The organism is Flavobacterium sp. N3904 (assembly GCF_025947305.1).
Taxonomy (GTDB): domain Bacteria; phylum Bacteroidota; class Bacteroidia; order Flavobacteriales; family Flavobacteriaceae; genus Flavobacterium.
In genome coordinates this window covers 1,363,566-1,385,278 of record NZ_CP110009.1, presented here as the reverse complement: position 1 = coordinate 1,385,278, position 21,713 = coordinate 1,363,566, and the positions used below count along the sequence as shown (strand labels likewise).

18 protein-coding genes and 2 tRNA genes are annotated in these 21,713 nt (G+C 35.4%); 12 read left to right on the top strand and 8 right to left on the bottom strand.

The features are described 5' to 3' along the window. Positions 1 to 30 precede the first annotated feature (30 nt). On the top strand, positions 31 to 519 hold the full coding sequence (locus OLM57_RS05650; RefSeq protein ID WP_264566264.1) for an IPExxxVDY family protein: 489 nt from the start codon (positions 31 to 33) through the stop codon (positions 517 to 519). A gap of 5 nt (positions 520 to 524) precedes the next feature. Then, positions 525 to 1,955, top strand: a complete 1,431-nt coding sequence (pyk, locus tag OLM57_RS05645) for a pyruvate kinase (RefSeq protein ID WP_264566263.1) — start codon at positions 525 to 527, stop codon at positions 1,953 to 1,955. Positions 1,956 to 2,014: 59 nt separating this feature from the next. On the opposite strand, the gene OLM57_RS05640 is transcribed toward pyk, so the two are convergent. From OLM57_RS05640 to OLM57_RS05615, 6 genes are all read right to left on the bottom strand, one after another. Continuing rightward, positions 2,015 to 3,361, bottom strand: coding sequence for a DUF5689 domain-containing protein (locus OLM57_RS05640; RefSeq protein WP_264566262.1), 1,347 nt, complete (start codon positions 3,359 to 3,361; stop codon positions 2,015 to 2,017). Positions 3,362 to 3,379: 18 nt separating this feature from the next. Then, the gene (locus OLM57_RS05635; RefSeq protein WP_264566261.1) at positions 3,380 to 6,217 is read right to left on the bottom strand and encodes a TonB-dependent receptor; all 2,838 of its coding nucleotides are present in this window, start codon (positions 6,215 to 6,217) and stop codon (positions 3,380 to 3,382) included. 199 nt (positions 6,218 to 6,416) lie between these two features. Then, positions 6,417 to 7,628 (bottom strand): MFS transporter, encoded by a 1,212-nt coding sequence (locus OLM57_RS05630; protein WP_264566260.1) that lies wholly within the window; start codon positions 7,626 to 7,628, stop codon positions 6,417 to 6,419. 355 nt (positions 7,629 to 7,983) lie between these two features. Further along, positions 7,984 to 8,376, bottom strand: coding sequence for a helix-turn-helix domain-containing protein (locus tag OLM57_RS05625; protein ID WP_264566259.1), 393 nt, complete (start codon positions 8,374 to 8,376; stop codon positions 7,984 to 7,986). A 470-nt stretch (positions 8,377 to 8,846) separates the two neighbouring features. Then, positions 8,847 to 9,887, bottom strand: coding sequence for a Gfo/Idh/MocA family oxidoreductase (locus OLM57_RS05620; protein WP_264566258.1), 1,041 nt, complete (start codon positions 9,885 to 9,887; stop codon positions 8,847 to 8,849). Positions 9,888 to 9,956: 69 nt separating this feature from the next. Next, positions 9,957 to 11,027 (bottom strand): NADH:flavin oxidoreductase/NADH oxidase, encoded by a 1,071-nt coding sequence (locus OLM57_RS05615; RefSeq protein ID WP_264566257.1) that lies wholly within the window; start codon positions 11,025 to 11,027, stop codon positions 9,957 to 9,959. 200 nt (positions 11,028 to 11,227) lie between these two features. Here OLM57_RS05615 and rseP point away from each other — a divergent pair, with 200 nt between their 5' ends. The 10 genes from rseP to OLM57_RS05565 all read left to right on the top strand — a co-directional run bounded on the left by rseP (position 11,228) and on the right by OLM57_RS05565 (position 19,845). Then, entirely contained in the window at positions 11,228 to 12,568 is a 1,341-nt protein-coding gene (gene rseP, locus OLM57_RS05610; RefSeq protein ID WP_264566256.1) for an RIP metalloprotease RseP, read from the top strand. Positions 12,569 to 12,651: 83 nt separating this feature from the next. Continuing rightward, positions 12,652 to 12,725, top strand: a tRNA-Asn gene (locus OLM57_RS05605). A gap of 59 nt (positions 12,726 to 12,784) precedes the next feature. Further along, a complete protein-coding gene (locus tag OLM57_RS05600; protein WP_264566255.1) occupies positions 12,785 to 13,066 on the top strand; it encodes a GIY-YIG nuclease family protein in 282 nt (93 codons plus the stop codon). A 570-nt stretch (positions 13,067 to 13,636) separates the two neighbouring features. Beyond that, positions 13,637 to 14,989, top strand: coding sequence for an alpha-amylase family glycosyl hydrolase (locus OLM57_RS05595; protein ID WP_264566254.1), 1,353 nt, complete (start codon positions 13,637 to 13,639; stop codon positions 14,987 to 14,989). Positions 14,990 to 15,266: 277 nt separating this feature from the next. After that, positions 15,267 to 15,340 (top strand) — tRNA-Asn (locus OLM57_RS05590). 373 nt (positions 15,341 to 15,713) lie between these two features. Continuing rightward, complete coding sequence (locus tag OLM57_RS05585; RefSeq protein WP_264566253.1) at positions 15,714 to 17,150, top strand: circularly permuted type 2 ATP-grasp protein; 1,437 nt, start codon at positions 15,714 to 15,716, stop codon at positions 17,148 to 17,150. A gap of 28 nt (positions 17,151 to 17,178) precedes the next feature. Then, complete coding sequence (locus OLM57_RS05580; protein ID WP_264566252.1) at positions 17,179 to 17,496, top strand: hypothetical protein; 318 nt, start codon at positions 17,179 to 17,181, stop codon at positions 17,494 to 17,496. Between the two features lie 24 nt (positions 17,497 to 17,520). Then, complete coding sequence (locus tag OLM57_RS05575; RefSeq protein WP_264566251.1) at positions 17,521 to 17,649, top strand: hypothetical protein; 129 nt, start codon at positions 17,521 to 17,523, stop codon at positions 17,647 to 17,649. Between the two features lie 294 nt (positions 17,650 to 17,943). Beyond that, positions 17,944 to 18,900, top strand: coding sequence for an alpha-E domain-containing protein (locus OLM57_RS05570; RefSeq protein ID WP_264566250.1), 957 nt, complete (start codon positions 17,944 to 17,946; stop codon positions 18,898 to 18,900). A gap of 6 nt (positions 18,901 to 18,906) precedes the next feature. Next, positions 18,907 to 19,845, top strand: coding sequence for a transglutaminase family protein (locus tag OLM57_RS05565; RefSeq protein WP_264566249.1), 939 nt, complete (start codon positions 18,907 to 18,909; stop codon positions 19,843 to 19,845). Between the two features lie 35 nt (positions 19,846 to 19,880). Here OLM57_RS05565 and OLM57_RS05560 read toward each other — a convergent pair whose 3' ends face one another. Further along, complete coding sequence (locus OLM57_RS05560; RefSeq protein WP_264566248.1) at positions 19,881 to 20,396, bottom strand: PAS domain-containing protein; 516 nt, start codon at positions 20,394 to 20,396, stop codon at positions 19,881 to 19,883. Positions 20,397 to 20,490: 94 nt separating this feature from the next. Beyond that, the gene (gene dinB / locus OLM57_RS05555) at positions 20,491 to 21,573 is read right to left on the bottom strand and encodes a DNA polymerase IV (protein ID WP_264566247.1); all 1,083 of its coding nucleotides are present in this window, start codon (positions 21,571 to 21,573) and stop codon (positions 20,491 to 20,493) included. Positions 21,574 to 21,713 lie beyond the last annotated feature (140 nt).

The following is a 21,713-nucleotide window of genomic DNA, read 5'->3' as shown; positions in this document are numbered from 1 at the left end:
TACTATATTTACAGCTTATTTTTTAATGAAATGGCAATTCACAAATTGGATATTGGCGAATTTGACGAAATAGATTATAGTCTTATCGCAATTCATACCTCATTAGAAGACTACCGATTGGCTTATTTTATCAATCAAAAACTTCATGTAAATCTGAATAAATCTAAAAAAGAAATTCAAATTACAGTTAAAGAAGGAGAAGCCCATTTTTCAAGATTTCATTATTATGAAATGAAAAAAGATGTTTCTTGGGATTTGATACAGAATAAAAATGAAGTCATCCAGCAACAAAATGAAAATAATCAAAGTTTATTTTCGAATGTAAATATAGAAGTAGCCACAAAAGTATATATGCTTCCAGAATTCAAAAAAGTAGATTATTTTTTGAAAATAGAAAATAGTGAAAACGATTTAAATATAGTAAAATTACAGAATACATTGAATACCATTGACAATATTGCAACCATTTATCTTGTCGATACCAATAAAATAAAATCTAAAAACAATTTAATTTTTTAATACAAATGCTTACAAACAAAAAAACCAAAATTGTAGCCACACTTGGGCCTGCATGTAGTACACGAGAAATCATAAAAGACATGATTGAAGCAGGTGTAAATGTATTTAGAGTAAATTTTTCGCATGCAGATTACGAAGATGTTAAAAACAAAATTAGCATCATCCGTGGCTTAAACGAAGAATTTGGATACACTACTGGAATTCTTGGAGATTTACAAGGGCCTAAACTACGCGTTGGCGTAATGGAAGATGGTGTAGTTGTAAATGATGGTGATTTAATTACTTTCACAACTGCCGAAGATATATTAGGTACTTCAAAGAAAGTATTCATGAAGTATAAAAATTTTCCAAACGATGTAAATCCAGGAGAAAGAATATTACTTGATGACGGAAAACTTATTTTTGAAATCGTTGAAACGGATAAAAAAACAGAAGTAATTGCCCGAGTAGTTCAAGGTGGTGAATTAAAATCTAAAAAAGGAGTTAATTTACCAAATACAAAAATTTCATTGCCTGCAATGACTGAGAAAGATGTGGCAGATGCTATTTTTGCAATTGAGCAAAATTTAGACTGGATTGCACTATCTTTCGTGAAAACACCAAGAGATTTGCAAGATTTGCAAGAGTTAATTGCAAAACACTCTGAATATAAAATTCCTATTATTGCCAAAATCGAAATGCCAGAGGCATTAGAAAATATAGATCGAATTGTAGCCTATTGTGATGCATTGATGGTTGCTCGTGGAGATTTAGGAGTTGAACTTCCTGCACACGAAGTGCCTTTAGTACAAAAAGAACTAATACGCAGAGCAAAAACAGCTAGAATTCCAGTAATTGTTGCCACACAAATGATGGAGACTATGATTACCAGTTTGACTCCAACACGTGCCGAAGTAAATGACGTAGCCAACTCGGTTATGGATGGTGCCGATGCAGTAATGCTTTCTGGAGAAACTGCTACTGGAAATTATCCAGTACAAGTAATTCAGAAAATGACCCAAATTATTGAAGCAGTAGAAGATTCACCACTTATTCAGGTGCCACTAAACTCTCCACAGGTAAGAACAAATCGTTTCATCACTAAAACAATTTGTCAGCATGCAGCTATTATGGCCAATGTTATCAAAGCAAAAGCAATTTGTACTTTGACTAATAGTGGATATACTGCATTTCAAATTTCGGCTTGGAGACCTTCTGCTCATATATTGGTTTTTACTTCAAACAGAAGAATCCTTACTCAACTCAACTTGTTATGGGGAGTAAAATCATATTTTTATGAAAAATCGGTAAGTACTGATGATACAGTGACAGATGTTAATGAAATAGCCAGACAAAAAGGGTATGTAAAAAAAGGAGATTTCCTTATTAACCTAGCCGCAATGCCAATTACTGACAAGGGAATGGTAAATACTTTAAGAGTTTCTGAAATAGAATAGCACTCTTTAATTAAATTAGAAACCGTCTTGAATTAAAACAAGACGGTTTTTTTATACAATTAATCTCCGAAAATCTGTACATCATCCACTTCAAAAGCACCATCCAAAGCAAGGTTTTTTCCGGAACCGGTGTACTTAAAAGCAATGTTTATCTTTCCTTTATAAGATGATAAATCTACTCCTCCAGAACCCACAAACTGATACCAGGGCGTGGCTTGTTTGGGCAACACAACCGTGAGCGGAATCCAAGTGGCTTTGGTGATATTCAAACCATCAAAATCATTCGAAACATAGACCTCAAGCGAATTTAAAGGGGAATCTACATCTAGGTGATGCTGCGCCGATCTAAAAGTGAGCACTTCATTAGTATGCAAATCCATATCAATTTTTGGAGAAATCAGCCAAGCTATATTAGACACAACCTTGGTTCCTGTAGTATTGAATTCGGCATAACCATTTCCTGCGTACACAGTGCCAATCCAGTATTTTGTTCCTTTTTGAACTAAATTTGTCCAATTTGGAAGATTGAGTTTGGTATTGGTTTCCACACTTTGGAAATTCTCGGCAAAGAACGGGACTGCAGCAGTACCTGTAAGGTACACATCTTTTTCGGACCGTGCCAACAACTGATAGTCAGAGCCAAACTTGGTCAAAATGCCGCGTACTTTTCCACTTCCGTCAGGAACAATTTTATCAGCAAAATCGGCAAAACTACTAGTTCGGAACAATACTTGATTTCCCAGTTTATCCATCAAACTCCAATTGGTTCCTCCACCCACATCGTTCGATTCTTCATAATAATGACGCCCTATAGCGTCTTTTGTAAATTGTACATTTGACAATTCTACCAATGTATTGATATTTGAATCCTGCAACAATTCAGGAATAGAAATAGTACGAACCAAAAAATCCTCGCTCAACATTGTGCAAGAAGCATTCAGTACTTTTTTATAATCGTTAGCAGAAATTCGGCCAACACCTCCTTCGTTATATGTATTGACATAAATGCTACCAATTCGCATCCCTCCAAAGTTAATGTCGGTATATTGATCTTTCATTTTTATATACACTTTATTGCCTAATCTAAAATCAATATAGGTATTCGAAGCATCCACAGGAACACTAAAACCGATTGATGGCGTTGTCGCTTTAGCCAAAGTTTGAAACGAAATGGTTTTGAAAAAATTCCCTGATTCATCACTCGAAACCACGTAGGCCTCAATAATATCATCGTAAGTATATTGAGTTACAATGGAACCTGTAACGGCTCGAACTTCTTCAACGGTGCGATTTACTTTCAAATCGGGTTGGGTGCAAGTCAATTTTGGCACATCAAATTCTTCTTTAGCACAACTGCCAAAAGCGATTGTAATTCCTAAAAAAACAGTGTAGAATTTTATGTTCATATTCTTTTATTTTAAAATTTATAAATTGATGTACAGGTTTACAAAATACGTTCTCCCATAACCATAAAAATATTTGTTGCCGAAATTGGGAGTCCCACTCGAAACATCTTGATTGAGTTGTCTGAAATTGGCATTTCGAGCTTGCTCATACCCTCCAGTTTTATAAGTCAAATCCATAACATTATTTATGGTTGCAAAAAGTCCGATATTCTTTCCCTTTACTTTCCAAGATTTTCCTCCTGAAATATTTAACAAGGTGACAGGATCAAATGCTTCCTGTTTCAATAACTCTCTCGCTCTTTCTTCGGAAGCTTCCGGGAAATTAAAACCGCTTCCAGGATTTTTATAAAATGTAGCCGTTCTGGAAATAGGCGAAATATCTATAAAAGTATTGGAGAGATAATTGATATTGGCACCAATCCACCAATATTTTGGATCTCGATATTCGATCCCTATAGCAAAAGCCTGCTGAGGCATTCCCGCCTGATGGTAATTTTTCATTGATGAAGTTCCGAAATCAAAAACGGGGTTAGGGTTTTCAATAGTAGCTTGGGCATCATTAGTAATAGTAACATTCGGGTTGCTGTCATAGGTAAACTGGCCGTAAGCTGCCGAAAAATTAGTCATTAACGTTGGGCTTAATTGATATTGAAAACAAAATTCGCCACCTAAATTTTTCTTGTCCAAATGTGTTAAAGTCTGGCTTACAAAGGCATCTGTATTGGCATATCCTGCCCCATCATCAAAAATGCCCTCGGCATAAAAGAATGAAGTTTGTGTAACATTCTTTATTGTGGCATAAAAAAGAGTGAGACGGGTTTGCCATTTTGGAGTCCGATAAAAATAACTGACATCCAAACTGCTTATGCTCTCACTTTCTAATCCATCTACAACCGAATTGTTCAATCTCGAATTTGGAAATGTATTCCTGATAGTTGGCGCATTAGAAAGATACGCTCCGTTAAAATTCAATTGTTGTTTACCCGAAATTTTGAAAAGAATTCCGCCTTTAAAGCCAAAATTTTTAAACTGTACTTTCTCGCTTTTTCCAAAAGAATTGGTTGGATAAATTCCGTTTTGGTACAAACCTTCCCTTTGATAATTCGTGCTTATAAAATTTTGGGCCAAATAAAAATCAACTTTATCGTATGTAAATTTAAAGTTGGTAAAAAGATTTAAAGTATTCGCTTCATAATTAAAATTGTATCCATACACATCTCCCACCACAACCTGTCTGTCGGGGTGATTCAAATCGGACTGTGCTTGATTTCCATTATAAAAAACATCAATATCATCAAAATACAAACCTCCTAATAAATCGGTCAATTGTTGGTAATTATGGGATTGTAAATGGCTGTAAAACCCTCCAGCAGTCAAGAAAAGATTATCACTTATTTGTGTATTAAAAGTAGAATTAGCCGTCAAAGTCTGGTCATCTGTTCGGTCTTCATATAAAACATAACGGCTTTTGGCGGGGGTATAACCTGTTATATTTCCACTAGCATCCAGAACAGCAGACTGATTTGCAAAATACAAAGCCTTCCAATCAATTTGATTATTGGAAAGAAACTGTAGTGCGCTTTTCTCTGCATTCTCGTAATCGGGTATAAACGCTCCCGAAAACTCCCCATTATCTGATGCATACAGCGAACTGTAATAACTCGGCATTTTTCTATAATAAGTGGGATCCGGACTATTGCCATTTTGATAATCAATATTGCTGTTTGTAATTTTACCAAATTGATACGTCAAACTTGAATTCAGCGTGGTATGATCATTTAGAGTAAAAAAATCATTCAGCATCAAGATGGGTTCCTCGATGGTTTTTATTCTTGCATTACGCTTTTTGCCTTCTTGCCAACCCCAATAGGAGTTGTACTTTTCGCTTGTTAATTCGGTAACTTCAGCTGTATTTGGCGAATTTTTGGCTCGGGAATTGGGCGTGTAAAATGCGGAGAGATTCAAAGAATGACGATCGTTTATTTTCTTTTCAACGCTTATAAAACCCGCCAGAGCATTATAATTAGTCCCTTCAAAATACCCTTCCTCGGCCCAACGAGTTCCAGCCGAAAGTACAAATGCCCAACCTTTGCTATTCATTCCTGATGCATAAGTTCCTACCATTCGCCAAGAATAATTGGTATTGGTTCCCGAAAAGGATAAAATCGTTCCCGGTTTATAAATCGAAGCGCGGGTATTGATTTCCTGTGTTCCCAAAATTCCTCCAAAAGCATAATCCGAAGGAAAAGAACCTACGGTAAATTCCTGATTCCTGACCACATTATTCAACCCGCCCCAGTCTCCCCACTGTGGTCTTCCATCAAACAACTTATTCATCGTAACCCCATTAATCATGGTCGTTGCATACTGACTATCTAAGCCCCGAATTCTAAATCGCGCCTGCCCCCAATTGAAAGCAGCCGCCTGTTGAAAAGCATCTCTTGAAGATTGCAAAAGTCCCGAAGTACTTTCGGAACCACTATTGTCATCACTCAAATCGCTCTCCAGAAGCGTAATTATTCCCGTTTGTTGTTCTGATGTCTGATTGTCTTCTAATGGGATAGCGCCCAAATCCAACATCTGATCTTTGGTAATAATTACCGGAAGTATCACATCTTTAAATCCCTGACTATGCAAAAGCAATAATTGACTTCCCGGCGCAACAGCATAGAAACTAAAAACACCATCAGCTGTAGTGATTTGCATCAACTGTGTGTTTTCAATTGTAACTACTATGTTTTCTAATGGTTTTTGATTTTTAGCATCAATGATTTTTCCTTTGATCCCAGTTGGTTTTTGGGCAAATACAAAAGACATTTTCAATAAAAAAAGCATTCCTAACAAAGATTTACCCATACTTATTTTGTAAACTTATTGAATACGAAATACAGCATATCCAAAAATTAGATTCGTTTAAAAAAGGATAAAAAAGTTTTTGGGAAAATGTGGTATTTTGAATTTTAAACCGAGGAAAATAATATCGGTCTAAATTCAGGTGATAAACTTAAGTAAAAAACTATTAAGTTGTATGTAAAAAGTGTTATTTTCCTAATTTTTAGTCAATGGCCTTAATTCTACTGACCATAAAAGCGATAAAAAAACCGAAAATTCCAATGAAAGCAAAAGAGTAACGCAAACTCGAAACTTCGGCAATATAGCCTATTATAGGAGGCCCCATCAAAAAGCCCAAGAAACTCACACTCGAAACAATCGTCAAAGCCTCACCCGCAGGAACAGTTGGATTTTTCCCTGCAACACTATAAAGTGTGGGAACAATGGTGGAAACACCAAATCCAACCAACATAAAAGCAATCGTACACGGAATTAAATAAGGAAAAAGAACTGAGGTAAATAGCCCAACCGAAATCATAATTCCGCCTACTTTCAAAATCAATTGTTTGCCAAATTTATGAATCAAATGATCTCCAAAAAAACGCCCACTCGCCATCGTAATCATAAACGAAGTATAACCCAAAATAACCAACGGCCCTGGAACTTGAATCACATCCTTAAAATAAACGCCACTCCAGTCAAACATAACACCTTCGCTTGCCATACAGCAAAAACCAATCACTCCCAAGCCAAGCAAAGCACTATCCGGTCTGGAAAATAATTTCTTCTTTTCGGTTTTCAGAGTCTCTTTGGCTTTTATCAAAAATTTATAATTAAAACCAATCAGTAACAATACAATTCCGGCAACAATTACAAAATGTTCATAGGGCGTCAAGTGCAAAGCAAGCATTCCCAAACCAACCAAAGCCCCTGTAAATCCAGCCAAACTCCACATCCCGTGAAACGAAGACATAATGGTTTTCTTAAAAAGTACTTCCGTATAAACCCCTTGGGTATTCACGGCAATATTGGCTAAGTTTCCAAATATTCCAAAAAGAAACAACCCAAGAGATAATTGCCACACTTCTTTGGCCAAACCTAAATTGGTCAAACTAAAAACATACAATAGCAATGAGAATATCAAAACACGATAACTCCCAAAACGGGTCACCAATTTTCCAGAAAAAGGCATAATCACCAATTGTCCAAGCGGAATGGCAAACAAAACACTTCCCAAGCTCCCGTCACTCAAGTGCAACATCGTTTTAATATCTGGTATTCTACTGGCCCAAGTCGCAAAACTCAAACCCATCCCGAAATAAAACATCGAAACTGCCAAGCGAATTCGCAATAAATACGATGCTTTCACATCCTTATACGTTTTCTTGTACTTGGCCTTTGTTCGTGTTCTTCCTATAAAATTCAAATCTATCAAAGCGACTGTTTTTGGGATTGTGCGCTTCAAAAATACAAAAAGAAACTGTCGTGAGCCATAAACCCAACATTAACAATAAATTAAAACGTTATTGTTGACAAAAAGCGTGCTTTATAAACAAGAATTTATCTGCGAAAAGAATTATTTACTTCGTCAGTTTGCAAAAGCTCGTTGGGCGTGACCCCATAATAATAAATGGGCCAACATTCACACCGCCCATTTGCCCATTTTTATTATGAGGTCGGGCTATCCACGCTACTTCGGTAGCTAGTTACTATCCCTCACGCAGATGGTGACACCAGAGAAACATTGCCCTTCGGCAGATAAAACAAGTACTCCAGTATAAATTATCCTTTTAAGACAAATCCTTCTTCAAAATGTCATGAACTTCATCGACAGATTTGTGGCTTAGCCATTCATTTACCGTCATTACACTCTCCTCATTATTTTCGAGCGGCTTTATTTTATTGAGCTCATGATGGCTCGGCAAAGACATTGCGCGCAAGGCCAATAGGTCGTTCGGAGTGCAGTTAAGATTTACACACAACAAAGTCATCTGATTAAAATTGAGCTGAATCGCCTCCCCTTTCAGCATCTTGTTTGCCGTGGTGGTATTAATCCCGATTTTCAACAAATAAGCATAGGGATGCACAATGTTCCGGGCAGCAAAAACAGGCTTTAAGTTCAATACAATACTGCTCTTCGGTATTACAATCCCACTTCTTTTACGTTTATAACTTCCTCCCATATCGTTCTTTTTTAGGTAAATATAAGCATTTTGATCCCCATTATACATTGCGAACCTAACTTTACATATCCTGAATAGTAATATACATATTCTGAATGTAGTACTACATATTCCAAATTTAAAAAAATACATTCTAAATTTAAAATTATATATACTGAATACCGAAATATACATTCTGAATATACAATTACACATTCAATCATTTCAAAATACAGTCAGAATCAGTATTTTTATATGTAGGGATATCTAAATGAAGTCAAACCACGAGATGAGTCGAAACCGAGGGCATCAAATTAAGGGACTTTAGATTGAAAAGTACAGATTGGGTGTTGGTAATTAGTAAGATTGTCTATTGCGCAAGGGCTATCTCCTCTAAAATGCCTCGCCAGTGCGCTATCGCACCAGACACGAGGACCAATCAAAGATTGTTTTAATATTTAGACCATAACGCACTATCATTTGGGATGATCTTACAGCACTATCACTTTTCGTTGCGCATTACTTTCAATAGCAGCTTCAATAATTTGCATCACTTGCAAACCTTCTTTCGAGCTAACCGGTTCTTTAGTATCATTGACAATTGACTGATAAACACCGTCAAAAAAATCATAATAATTCCCCTGTAGTGTTGGAACTTTCTCTTTAATGATTTTTCCGTCAATCTCCGTATGTAACAATCCTTCATTACCTGGAGCTTCTTTCCCCCAAGAATCGAGATTGGGTTTCTTGCCTAATTTCAATTCGTCTTCCTGCACATCGCCTCGTGGTTTCAGAAAAGAACCTTTTTTTCCGTGAACAACATATGCAGGATTGGCTTCGCGAACAAAAAAACCAGCCTTCAATCGCACTCTAAAATCTGGATAATACAGTAAAATATCAATCCAATCATCCACCAAAGAATGCTCGCGCGTAATTCGAATATCGGCAAAAACACTTTGTGGAAAACCAAATAAATACAACGCCTGATCAATTAAATGCGGCCCTAAATCCTTTAATATTCCAGCACCAGAATTGGCAGTTTCTTTATGCCTTTTTGGACTCAAAATTGGATTGTAACGGTCAAAATGAAATTCGGCTTCAACCAATTTCCCCAACACTTTATCGAAAACAATTTGTTTTACTGTTTTAAAATCACTGTCCCATCTTCGATTTTGGAAAACAGAAAGTTTCAATCCTTTTTCTTCAGCCAAATCCACTAGTTCCTGAGCTTCGGCAACCGAAGTGGTAAAAGCTTTTTCAACAACAGCGTGTTTTCCGGCAAGCAAAACTTGCTTGGCATATTCAAAATGAGTTCCAACCGGCGTATTTACAATTACCAAATCAATATCATCCTGAAGCAATTCTTCAATCGTAGCATAACTTTTTATATCTGGATAATCCAATTGAATCAATTGCTTGCTTCTTTCCCAAGAACCAACCAATTCGAATCCGGGATGAAAATCCAAAAAAGGAGCGTGAAAAACTTTTCCAGACATTCCGTACGACAGTAGTGCGGTTTTTATTTTTTGCATATTTTTACGGTAGTTTACAATACTACAAGGTCAAAAAAAGACCTTACAGGAAAACAATTAAACAGGAACTTATCTCATTTTTGCTCTATCATACTGCTTCGGCCATTGAACATCAACACCCAATTCCTGTGCAAAAGTCAATCCCAAACTTGGATTTCTAAGCGATTCTCTAGCGAACAAAACAAGATCAGCTTTCCCGCTTGCTACAATAGCTTCGGCTTGTTGGGAAGTGGTAATCAAACCAACCGCTCCTGTTAAAATTCCAGTTTCTTTTTTAATTTTTTCGGCAAAATGAACTTGATAATTAGGCCCCAAAGGAATTTGCTGATGAGAGACTAATCCACCGGAAGAAACATCGATTAAATCAACTCCTTTCTCTTTTAGAATTTTAGAAAGTTGTACTGATTCATCTGCATTCCAACCATCATCTGCCCAATCTGTAGCCGAGATTCTCACCATCAAAGGAAACTCTTTTGACCACTCAGACTGAACAGCTTTGAGTACTTCCAGAAGCAATCGGATGCGATTTTCAAAGGAGCCACCATATTCATCTGTTCTCAAATTAGACAAAGGCGACAGAAATTGGTGAAGCAGATAACCGTGCGCCGCATGAATTTCAAGTACTTGATATCCTGCTCGCTCGGCTCTTCGTGTTGCCAATTTAAAATCGGAAATTACTTTTTGAATTCCATCTTTATCCAATGATGTAGGAACCTGTTCGTTATCATGATACCCAATCGCACTTGGCGCAACAGTTTCCCATCCGCCTTGATTTTGAGCCAATTTTTTATTGCCATACCAAGGAGAGGAAACACTGGCTTTTCTGCCGGCATGCGCCAATTGTATTCCCGGAACTGAATCCTTACTAATGATAAATTTGGTAATAGATTGTAATTTTTCGATGTGATTATCACTCCATATTCCTAAATCACCCGGGGAAATTCGGCCTTCTGGAGAAACGGCTGTCGCTTCCTGAATAATTAAACCAGCTCCACCAGTGGCACGGCTGCCCAAATGCACCAAATGCCAATCATTGGCAAAACCATCTTCAGCCGAATATTGGCACATAGGAGAAATTGTAATTCTGTTCTTGAACGTGATACTTTTTATTTGTAAAGGAGAAAATAATTGTGAAGACATAAATACAAGGATATTAGTGTTTTAAGCAATACAGCATTAAAAGGAGATTTTTATGTAGTAAAGTTATAGCACAAATCTGGAAGTTAAAATCAAAAACGCATTAATTAACAAACATTTAAAACGATACCCAAAAATATTGCACGAATAATAAAATAGAAAATAGTACTTTTGTCCGTCATTAAAGAACCGAAAATTAAAAAATGGAAATAGTTATAAAGCTTTCTCAATTTTTATTGAGCTTATCATTACTTATTATACTTCACGAATTAGGGCATTTTATTCCTGCAAAATTATTCAAAACCAGAGTCGAGAAATTTTATTTGTTTTTTGACGTAAAATATTCACTTTTCAAAAAGAAAATCGGAGAAACAGAATACGGTATTGGCTGGCTGCCTCTTGGCGGTTATGTAAAAATATCTGGAATGATTGACGAAAGCATGGACAAGGAACAAATGGCATTGCCTCCGCAACCTTGGGAATTCAGATCCAAACCGGCTTGGCAACGTTTGATTATTATGTTGGGTGGTGTAACGGTAAATTTCATACTTGCTTTCATCATCTATATTGGTATGGCTTATGCTTATGGAGATTCCTATATTGCTAATTCAGATTTGAAAGATGGATTAAATATTGAAAGTCAAGCCATGATAAAAGCCGGATTCAAGACAGGCGATAAAATAATATCTATAGACGGCGAACCTCTTGAAAAAATTGACAATGATTTAAACATAAAACTTGTCATGGCAAAAAAGGTTTTAATCAACAGAAATGGTATACAGAAAGAAATAAATATGCCTATTGATTTTGCAGACCAAAGAAAAGAAGAAGGTGTACCGCCCGCGTCTATGAGAATTCCATTTTATATAAATGATATTCCAGCCGAATCAGTAAATAAAAATTTAAAAGCGCATGATGTTCTTATAGCATTAAATGGACAAGAAGCTAAATATATGGATCAGGCAAAAGCCATATTATTGAATAACAAAAACAAAACAATTACTGCTACAATTATTAGAGATCAAAAACAGTTAGAAACTCAAGTTAATGTATCAAAAGACGGCAAATTAGGTGTTCAGGTGGGGGCATTGGATGAAAAATTATTAGCGAAATTAGGATACTACAAAGTAACTGACAAAAAATACAGTTTCTTAGAATCCATACCTGCTGGATTGGAAAAAGGTAAAGACAAATTATTTGGCTACGGAAAACAACTTAAGATGATTTTCAATCCAGAAACAAAAGCATATAAGCAAGTAGGCGGATTCCATGCTATTTATAATGTTTTTCCAGACACATGGAGCTGGGAAGTTTTCTGGAGCATTACAGCCATATTGTCAATTATGCTTGGTGTTATGAACTTATTGCCTATCCCGGCACTTGATGGAGGACACGTAATGTTTTTGTTGTTTGAAATCGTAAGCGGTAAAAAACCAAGTGATAAATTCCTTGAAAATGCTCAAATGGTTGGTTTCGTATTACTTATCAGTCTGTTGCTTTTTGCTAATGGAAATGATATCTATAAAGCTATTGTAGGCAAGTAAAAAAGAATGCTTTTTTTGTATTTTTTGTTTGCTACATTTAAATAAAGTCATATATTTGCACCGCTTTAAAAGTGAATACACTTTCCTTCTTAGCTCAGTTGGTTAGAGCATCTGACTGTTAATCAGAGGGTCCTTGGTTCGAGCCCAAGAGAGGGAGCAATAAGCAGAAAGACTATCAGAAATGATAGTTTTTTTTTTTGCAATAAATCAATAATTATGAACTGTGTTTACATTCTAGATTCCGAAAAACTAAACCGTTTCTATATTGGATTCACATCTGATTTTGATACGAGACTTGAATTTCATAAAAATGGCGAATCACATAAATTCACAGCAAACGCTGGAGATTGGAAATTATTCCTTAAAATTCAATGTGAAAATAAAAACCAAGGTTTGAATATTGAAAAGCACATCAAAAAAATGAAAAGCAAAATCTATATAGAAAACCTTGTCAAGTATCCCGATATTGTTTTGAAACTCAAGGATAAACACAAATGACTGTTAATCAGAGCCCCGATAGCTATCGGGGTTGGTTCGAGCCCAAGTCCCGATAGTTATCGGGAGGAGCAATAAGCAGAAAGACTATCAGAAATGATAGTCTTTTTTTGCTATATATCTATAATTATGAACTGTGTTTACAATCTATAGTCCGCAAAACTCAAAAATTCCTTCAAAATTTAAGAATTACTCACAAGCCCGTCTGAAAACGAAATTGCATGAGGGATAGAAATGACATCCTTTTCTTTTCCTTCTTTAAGAAAAAAAAAGATATAATGGACAGCCTTCCCGATAGCTATCGGGATTCTGGTCATGCCCCAATTATAAATAGAACTCAAAATAAGTTGCTTGGGATTCAAATCAAGATTTCCTTCTAGAAATTCGATGTCTTATATCACCAAAACAACTTGACGATTAAGACATTAATTTCCTTTTTATTTCAAGTTTATTTAATAAATCACTAAATTGGTAGTCCGAAAGTTTGTGTACTTTATAGAAAAGCATTTCGTGTTGCTTAAACTATAGCACTTCCAAAATATAAACTTATTTCAATACTTAATTTTCAACACTATGAAAAAAAATCCTATTCTTCTTCTATTTGTTGCATTGACTTTTTCTTTGACCTGCTGCCAAAACAAATCAGCAAATAACGATAACAATCAAATAGACGGTCATCCTGCCTGGATTATGCAAGGCAATATTTATGAGGTAAACGTTCGGCAATATACACCCGAAGGGACTTTTAATGCTTTTGCCAAACACCTCGACCGATTAAAAGCGATGGGCGTACAAACCATTTGGTTTATGCCAATTAATCCTATCAGTAAATTGGATCGAAAAGGTACGTTGGGAAGTTATTACGCCGTCTCCGATTATACTGCAATTAATCCTGAATTCGGAACAATGGATGACTTTAAGAAATTGGTTCAGACTATTCATGACAAGGGAATGAAAGTATTAATAGATTGGGTTCCCAATCATACAGGAGCAGATCATCGATGGATTACGCAACATCCGGATTTCTTTGTAAAAGACAGCTCCGGCAAACCAGCAGTTGCCTTTGATTGGGCAGATACCAGACAATTGAACTATAAGAATCCTGTATTGCAGGACAGTATGGTTCGCGCTATGAAATACTGGATTGAAGATGCCAATATAGACGGATTTCGATGCGATGTTGCATGGAATGTACCAGCTGGTTTTTGGCGCAAATCGATTCCTGAATTAAAAAAAATGAAAAACATTTTCATGCTTGCCGAAGGTGACAGCACTTATCTTCCTAAAAGCGGGTTTGATGCGGTATATCCTTGGCACATGTTCAAAATGATGGAGAAAGTAGCCAAAGGTGAAAAATCTGCATTGGCATTGGACAGCATCAATAATGAAAATGAAATTTTGTATCCAAAGAATACGATTCAAATGTATTTCACAAGCAATCATGATGAAAATAGTTGGAATCATGCTGATTTTGGAACTTTTCCGGGAATTATCCATGCGCCGTTTGCCGTTTTTACACAAACTATGAAAAACAGCGTTCCCCTAATTTACAGCGGACAAGAAGAGCCTCTTTTAAGACCATTAGAATTTTTTGAAAAAGATCCGATAACGTTTAAAAACTTTCAAAGAGAAAAGTTTTACAAAACATTACTTGATTTAAGAACAAGAAATGAAGCTCTTGCAGCTAATGCCTCTTTTAAAAAAATACATCTCGGCGACGATAAAGCAATTTATGCTTATGTGCGAGAAAAAGGAAATAAAAAAGTCTTGGTGATTCTTAATTTTTCGGCAAGTGAGCAGGCTGTATCCATCAAAGACGTGACTTTGACAGGAAAAGTACATAATGTGTTTAAAGAAAATGAAGAGACTCTAAGCTCCAAAGAATGGAAAATGAACCCTTGGGGTTATGCAATTTATGAATACTAATTTGTAAGGGGATTTCAATCACTAAGAATTGAATTCACACAACAAAAAAGACAATCCTTTAATTTACACAATAGTACGTATTTAAATCATTGCATTTGGACAAAATATTTTACTTAAAAGGGCAGTATTATCAAAAACACAATCATTTCTGACTGCCTTTTTTTACTTAAAACACAGTAAATTCAATACCTCAAAAGGTTTTATTAAAACTAAAAAAATTATTTGGTACATTCAAATAAAAGTATATCTTTGCACCGCTTCAAAAGTGAATACACTTTCCTTCTTAGCTCAGTTGGTTAGAGCATCTGACTGTTAATCAGAGGGTCCTTGGTTCGAGCCCAAGAGAGGGAGCATTATTAAAAAAGACTATCAGAGATGATGGTCTTTTTTTTGTTATAATTTTTTTTCATTCGAAATATCCAAATCTGGACTATTGACTTAACGCTCCAACCTCTTTAAAAAACACACTCTCAAACGGAAAGATACACATACTTAGATAAGAGTGTCTCCAAAATATCAATTTATCGAATGCGGAATCGAAAAAAAATTCAATAAAAAAAATTAGAATTATTAAAAAAAGATTCGCTAAAAAAGAAAGTCATATAAATTATCAAATAATCACATCATTGTTGATTTCAGTGATAATAATTTAATAATTTAGTTTAAAATACAGCCCAGAAAGCTCATATTAAACCGAAATATTAATTATTTGATACCGAGAAATATGATGAAATTGATACCAAAACTAAACCCAAAGGGATGGGATGAGATGTTCTCAAATGAAGGGGTAAGAGATTCCTACGCTCAAGTCCTTCAATCATTACAAAATTTAAATCCAGAAAGTCTAAATGACAAACAAATCCAGGCTTCAGATTTATTTATGAATCAGGGTATAACATTTACGGTTTATAGTGATAATAATCAAGGAATAGAAAGAATTTTTCCATTTGATATTATTCCCAGAATCATTACAAAAGCAGAATGGAGCGAAGTAGAAACTGGAATCAAACAACGTTTAAAAGCACTAAATCTGTTTTTGGAAGATGTTTATAATGGACAACAAATTATAAAAGACGGAATAATTCCTGCTGCATTAGTGGCGTCATGTCCCCACTATATACAGGAAGTTCACGGAATAAAAGTACCTCATAATATTCATGTCCACATTGCCGGAATCGATTTGATTCGAGGAGCAAAAGGTGAATTTTACGTTCTTGAAGACAACCTACGATGTCCCAGCGGTGTGAGTTATATGTTGGAGAATCGGGAAATCACCAAACGAATTTTTCCAGATATGCTTACTTCCAATAAAGTGAGCATGGTAGGAAACTACCCGATGATATTTCACAATATCTTGGTTTCGTTATCCCCTCGAAATGTATCCAATCCTAACGTGGTTTTGCTCACACCGGGCGTTTATAATTCGGCTTATTATGAGCACACTTTTTTGGCTCGCCAAATGGGAATTCCGCTAGTAGAAGGAAGAGACTTGACGGTCAACAATAATAAAGTATATATGAAAACCACTTCGGGCTTGCAACAAGTTGATGTTATTTACCGACGTTTGGACGACGATTATTTGGATCCGTTGGTTTTTAAACCTGAAAGCACATTGGGTGTTCCTGGACTGATTAGCGCTTATCGCCACGGCAATGTAGCCTTGGTAAACGCCGTTGGAAATGGTGTTGCCGATGACAAAGCAGTCTATGCGTATGTGCCAGATATGATAAAATATTACCTTAACGAAGAACCTATACTTAAAAATGTTCCAACATACCAAATGGAAAATAAAGAAGAAAGAGAATTGGTATTTGCCGATATGGAAAATATGGTAATCAAAGAAACCAATGGGAGTGGTGGTTACGGAATGATTATGGGAAACAAAGCTACCCAAGAAGAACTTGAAAATGGAAAAATTGCCATTCTAGCCAATCCCAGAAATTTTATCGCACAACCTATTATTCAACTCAGTACAGTTCCCTGCTTAATTGATGGCCAATTGAAATTACGCCATGTAGATCTAAGACCTTATGCTTTATGTGGACCCAATGGAGTAGAAATAGTGCCTGGCGGACTGACTCGAGTCGCGCTAACAGAAGGTTCATTGGTCGTCAACTCTTCTCAAGGAGGAGGAAGCAAAGACACTTGGATCATAAAGTAATTTCATTTTAATATTAAAATGAATCAAAATGAAAACAAAGACAATAAACACAGAAAAAAACGACAACCCTATGTTTGCCTTTTTACCAGAAATGGTTTTAGACCATTTAAACGAAGCGAAACCAACTGAACCTAAAGAAGAGATTTCAAACGAAACCGTAATCGAAAAAATAACAATATCAGCAGAACCTGAAATACCCAATTTAGATTCAAATATCGAAATTAAACCAAAAAAAGAAAAAATAAAGTCAATTAAAACTGTTGAGGAACCTATTTTGGAAAAACCAAACAGTGAAACAGAAGAAAATTTAATCAAGCGATTTATAAATAAAATCAAAATCTATTAATATCAATTTTTAAAATCAATTCAAATGAAAACAACTATGCTAAGTGGAGTTACAAACGGGATGTTTTTACTCAACAAATACACAGAATCTCAGGCTCCTATCATCGAGTCAATAATAGAAACCATTGTAGAACCTATTATATTCAAATGCTAAAATAGAGCATTATTTAGGTCCCTCTTTTCAATCGTTGTGAACTTGTATATATTACGAGATGGCGATTTATGGGATTGCGTGAGGGATAAAGCAAGGCGCCATGCGCTCTTGATAGCCCGACCCTGTTGAGGAAAGGGGCTGTATAAGCGTCACTACAAGTAAGCCTCTTTTTTCAACAGGGTCACGCCCACACGAGTTTTTGCGAACTGACGCAGTACATAATTTTGGCAGAAAATGTTACAATTATTCTGTTGCTAATAAAAAAGCTTTTTTAAAATTTATAAATTGAAGTAGATGAAAGCAAATATGCTAAGTCGAGTTGCAGACGGAATGTTTTGGCTCAACAGATATATGGAAAGAACTGATGGAATGTTACTTACTCTCAATACAAGTTACATTCTGTCATTTGACAAAGAAACAGATGATGATTGTCAAGGATACAAACCTTTGCTAAAATATTATACTGATTTAACCTACGATCAAATAAATGAGGTGCAGTATGATACCAACTTTGTGCTCAAATACATTATTTGTGATAGTTTGAATCACAATTCGGTAAAAAATCTGGTAATAAAAGCCAGAGAAAATGCCAGAGGTTCCCAAGACAAAATAACCAAAGAACTTTGGGAACATATCAATTCGTTGTATCATTATATGAATTCTCCCGAGCTACCAAAAAAACTAGAAACGTCAGATGCCTTAAATATTGTTAACAAACTCAACAAAGATCTCTTGCTTTATAATGGAATTTCTCACGTAACCATGCCTAGAGGATTAGGTTGGAGCTTTTCGAATATAGGAAAACTTATAGAACGGTGCTTGCAAACGATATCTATGACACAATCGTATTATGCACCGATAAATTATAATTTGGATGGAAATGAAGACGTAATGTATTGGCGCAGATTATTGCTATCATTATCCGGTTATGAATTGTATCTAAAAAGCTATAGCAACCTTAAACACAACAGGAAAATAGTTCAACATGTCATTTTTAATCGCGATTTTGCTCATTCTGTAATTTATACTCTTGATTTAATTAATAAATATTTGGATTGTCTGGTAAAAGACAATGAACTAAGTGAGGCCAGAACATTATACAATCAATTTGGGAGATTAAAAAGCTATATAGCCTTTACCGATTATCAACACTTAACAGACAAACAATTAGAAGAAGTTCTAGAAAACACAAAAACACAACTGAATCAGTTTTCTATCGATTTTTCAAAATTATTTTTCTCCTACACCTAGTATCCTATGGCAGTATTTAAAATAGTTCACACTACAAAGTATCAATACAATTGGCCTATAAAAGAGAGCATAAACGAAATACGTTTGTTTCCACATAATTTTGACAATCAGGATGTTCTTGAATACAAACTCGTGATTACTAGTGATCCAGAAGTAGATTATCATCAAGACTATTACGGTAATCGTGTTGCTAATTTTAACAATTTGGAGTCTCATCAGGAAATGATCATAGAGTCAAATATGTTGGTTCGTGTCAATCATTCTCTTAAAATTCCCAATATAGACAATACAACTATTCAAGATCTGGAAGTAGAAAAAAATAAGAATATAACATTATTAAGGCTTTGCTACCCAGAGACGATTCTAAAACAAAATGAAATAGAGGCTGTTTTAAAAGAACTGGATATTGCAAACAAACCCATTATAGAAATTGCGCAATTATGCAATCAATATATATTTACCAACTTTACATATACCAAAGGAATTACAAATATTGAGACCACAATTGATGAAATTCTAGAAATTAAAAAAGGCGTTTGTCAAGATTTTGCCAATGTATTATTGCAACTTTTACGTACGGCCGGTATTCCGTCAAGATATGTAAGCGGCTATATTTGTCCCTTCACAACGGGTTTAAGAGGCGAAGGTGCCACACATGCCTGGGTCGAAATCTATACTCCCAATCAAGGTTGGCTAGGTCTGGATCCTACCAATAATATTTGGACAATGGGCAATCATGTAAAATTAGCAGTAGGGCGAAATTTTCACGATTGCACCCCAATAAAAGGAACTTTTAAAGGCATTGCAAGACAAACCTTATCAGTTTCTGTATCTATCCGTTATGAAGACGGTAGGCATTATGAGGAAATAAATGATGTAATGCAAGGAGAAATACCTCAAGAAATAAAGGAACAAATAAGTTATATTGAGCAGCAGCAACAATAACTTTAAAAATAGCCAAAATTATTTTTTTTAATAACTTATGCTGCCTGTTCAAATGCGATAAAATTGACCAACTCTCCTTTTTTATTAAAAATTGGAAAACCTTCAATATTGCAATAATACAGCTCTCCTGTTTTTTTGTAATTTAAAACTTGTTTTACAAATGGTTTTTGGAGTGCAATAGCCTCGCTAATTTCTCGTGAAGTTTGCGCAACGGTTTCTTTTCCCTGAAACATTTTTGGACTTTCACCTAGAACTTCTTTTTCAGAATAGCCATTCATTTTATGCATGTTATGGGATGCAAAAACAATGTTTAATTTGGCATCTGTAATGAGGATTACTTTTTCTTCCAATTTAATTTTAAAATTCCAATCTGTATTTTTCCACTTTTTTTTATGGGCGAGATTCGATATTTTATGAACATCCGAAATGATATTTTTAATTTCTACGTGAAATGTTGAACTCAATCCCCAAGAAATTAATGGAATATTATTTTTTTTTGAAAAGCCAAAATATTCAGTTTTACTCTTTTTCTTGTCAATTGAAGTTGTCATAATTCTATTTTTAAAATCCAAATGTAATAACAATCCAATGAAGATACCAATATTCATGCTGGTTTAACTATTGTTGAACGTCAGATTTACAAAATCAAAAATCAAATTTGAGTTGTACCACTATAGTTTTTTTTATTTCGGTATTTAAATTGCTCAGAGATATTCCAAGTAGCCGCACCGATTCTTTCATTTTTTCTTGAAATAATAATTCCCTGACTGTTTCCAAAATCAATGCTTTATCCGAAATAAAATAAGGCATTGTTTTGCTTCTGGTCTGTTGGGTAAAATCACTGTACTTGATTTTTAATGTAATCGTTTTGCCGGAAATTTGATGTTTTTTTAAACGACGTTCCAGTTCCATCGCTATTTTTTCGAGTTTTTCAATCATGAATATTTCAGAAGAAAGATTGACATCAAAAGTATGTTCTGCTGCTACAGATTTTGTAATCCGGTTTGATTTTACTTCACTGTTGTGAATGCCTCGAACCACGTTGTAATAGAAACCACCGGATTTTCCAAAATGTTTTTCAAGAAACTCGACTGGTTTAGTTTTAAGATCTAAACCAGTAAAAATTCCAAGTTGAAACATTTTTTCGGCAGTGACCTTACCGACTCCATAGAATTTTTGAATGGGCAATTGCTCCAAAAAAGAAATAACTTCGTCTGGATTGACCGTTTTTTGACCGTTGGGTTTGTTGTAATCGCTCGCGATTTTAGCAACAAACTTATTGACCGAAATTCCAGCCGAAGCCGTTAGTCCAACTTCGCTAAATATTCTTGCTCTTATTTCTTGTGCCAATAAACTGGCGCTGGGATTACCTTTTTTGTTTTTAGTAACATCTAGATACGCTTCGTCTAATGAAAGAGGCTCTACCAAATCGGTGTAATCGCGGAATATCTTGTGAATTTTTTTGGAGATTTCCTTGTAACGATCAAAACGAGGGCGTACAAAAATGAGTTCCGGGCAATATTTTTTGGCCAAAGCTCCACTTAAGGCGCTGCGAACTCCAAATTTTCTCGCTTCATAACTGGCTGCCGAAACGACTCCCCGATTTTCGGCACCACCTACTGCTATGGGCTTTCCACGCAACTCCGGATCATCCATCTGCTCTACTGAAGCATAGAAAGCATCCATGTCGATGTGTATGATTTTTCTATGTGGAGGCAATTCGAGCATGCTACAAATTTAGAAACGTTTTGAAAAAAATGGAACGACTGAACTGTTAAAAAAATAAATGAATATCTTTGATGTACTGACTAGCCCAGATTGGAACGACATCCTTTTCTTGCCTCCTTTAGGCAAGGAAAGATATAGTG

Excerpts from the sequence above, each read along its gene's own strand:
- OLM57_RS05575 (WP_264566251.1), top strand. The coding sequence starts at position 17,521 with ATGAAAACAACTATGCTAAGTGGAGTTACAAACGGGATGTTTTTACTC.
- OLM57_RS05625 (WP_264566259.1), bottom strand. The coding sequence starts at position 8,376 with ATGGGAGGAAGTTATAAACGTAAAAGAAGTGGGATTGTAATACCGAAG.
- OLM57_RS05600 (WP_264566255.1), top strand. The coding sequence starts at position 12,785 with ATGAACTGTGTTTACATTCTAGATTCCGAAAAACTAAACCGTTTCTAT.
- OLM57_RS05580 (WP_264566252.1), top strand. The coding sequence starts at position 17,179 with ATGAAAACAAAGACAATAAACACAGAAAAAAACGACAACCCTATGTTT.
- rseP (WP_264566256.1), top strand. The coding sequence starts at position 11,228 with ATGGAAATAGTTATAAAGCTTTCTCAATTTTTATTGAGCTTATCATTA.
- OLM57_RS05635 (WP_264566261.1), bottom strand. The coding sequence starts at position 6,217 with ATGGGTAAATCTTTGTTAGGAATGCTTTTTTTATTGAAAATGTCTTTT.
- OLM57_RS05585 (WP_264566253.1), top strand. The coding sequence starts at position 15,714 with ATGATGAAATTGATACCAAAACTAAACCCAAAGGGATGGGATGAGATG.
- OLM57_RS05565 (WP_264566249.1), top strand. The coding sequence starts at position 18,907 with ATGGCAGTATTTAAAATAGTTCACACTACAAAGTATCAATACAATTGG.
- pyk (WP_264566263.1), top strand. The coding sequence starts at position 525 with ATGCTTACAAACAAAAAAACCAAAATTGTAGCCACACTTGGGCCTGCA.
- OLM57_RS05620 (WP_264566258.1), bottom strand. The coding sequence starts at position 9,887 with ATGCAAAAAATAAAAACCGCACTACTGTCGTACGGAATGTCTGGAAAA.
- OLM57_RS05595 (WP_264566254.1), top strand. The coding sequence starts at position 13,637 with ATGAAAAAAAATCCTATTCTTCTTCTATTTGTTGCATTGACTTTTTCT.
- OLM57_RS05640 (WP_264566262.1), bottom strand. The coding sequence starts at position 3,361 with ATGAACATAAAATTCTACACTGTTTTTTTAGGAATTACAATCGCTTTT.
- OLM57_RS05650 (WP_264566264.1), top strand. The coding sequence starts at position 31 with ATGGCAATTCACAAATTGGATATTGGCGAATTTGACGAAATAGATTAT.
- OLM57_RS05560 (WP_264566248.1), bottom strand. The coding sequence starts at position 20,396 with ATGACAACTTCAATTGACAAGAAAAAGAGTAAAACTGAATATTTTGGC.
- OLM57_RS05570 (WP_264566250.1), top strand. The coding sequence starts at position 17,944 with ATGAAAGCAAATATGCTAAGTCGAGTTGCAGACGGAATGTTTTGGCTC.
- OLM57_RS05615 (WP_264566257.1), bottom strand. The coding sequence starts at position 11,027 with ATGTCTTCACAATTATTTTCTCCTTTACAAATAAAAAGTATCACGTTC.
- dinB (WP_264566247.1), bottom strand. The coding sequence starts at position 21,573 with ATGCTCGAATTGCCTCCACATAGAAAAATCATACACATCGACATGGAT.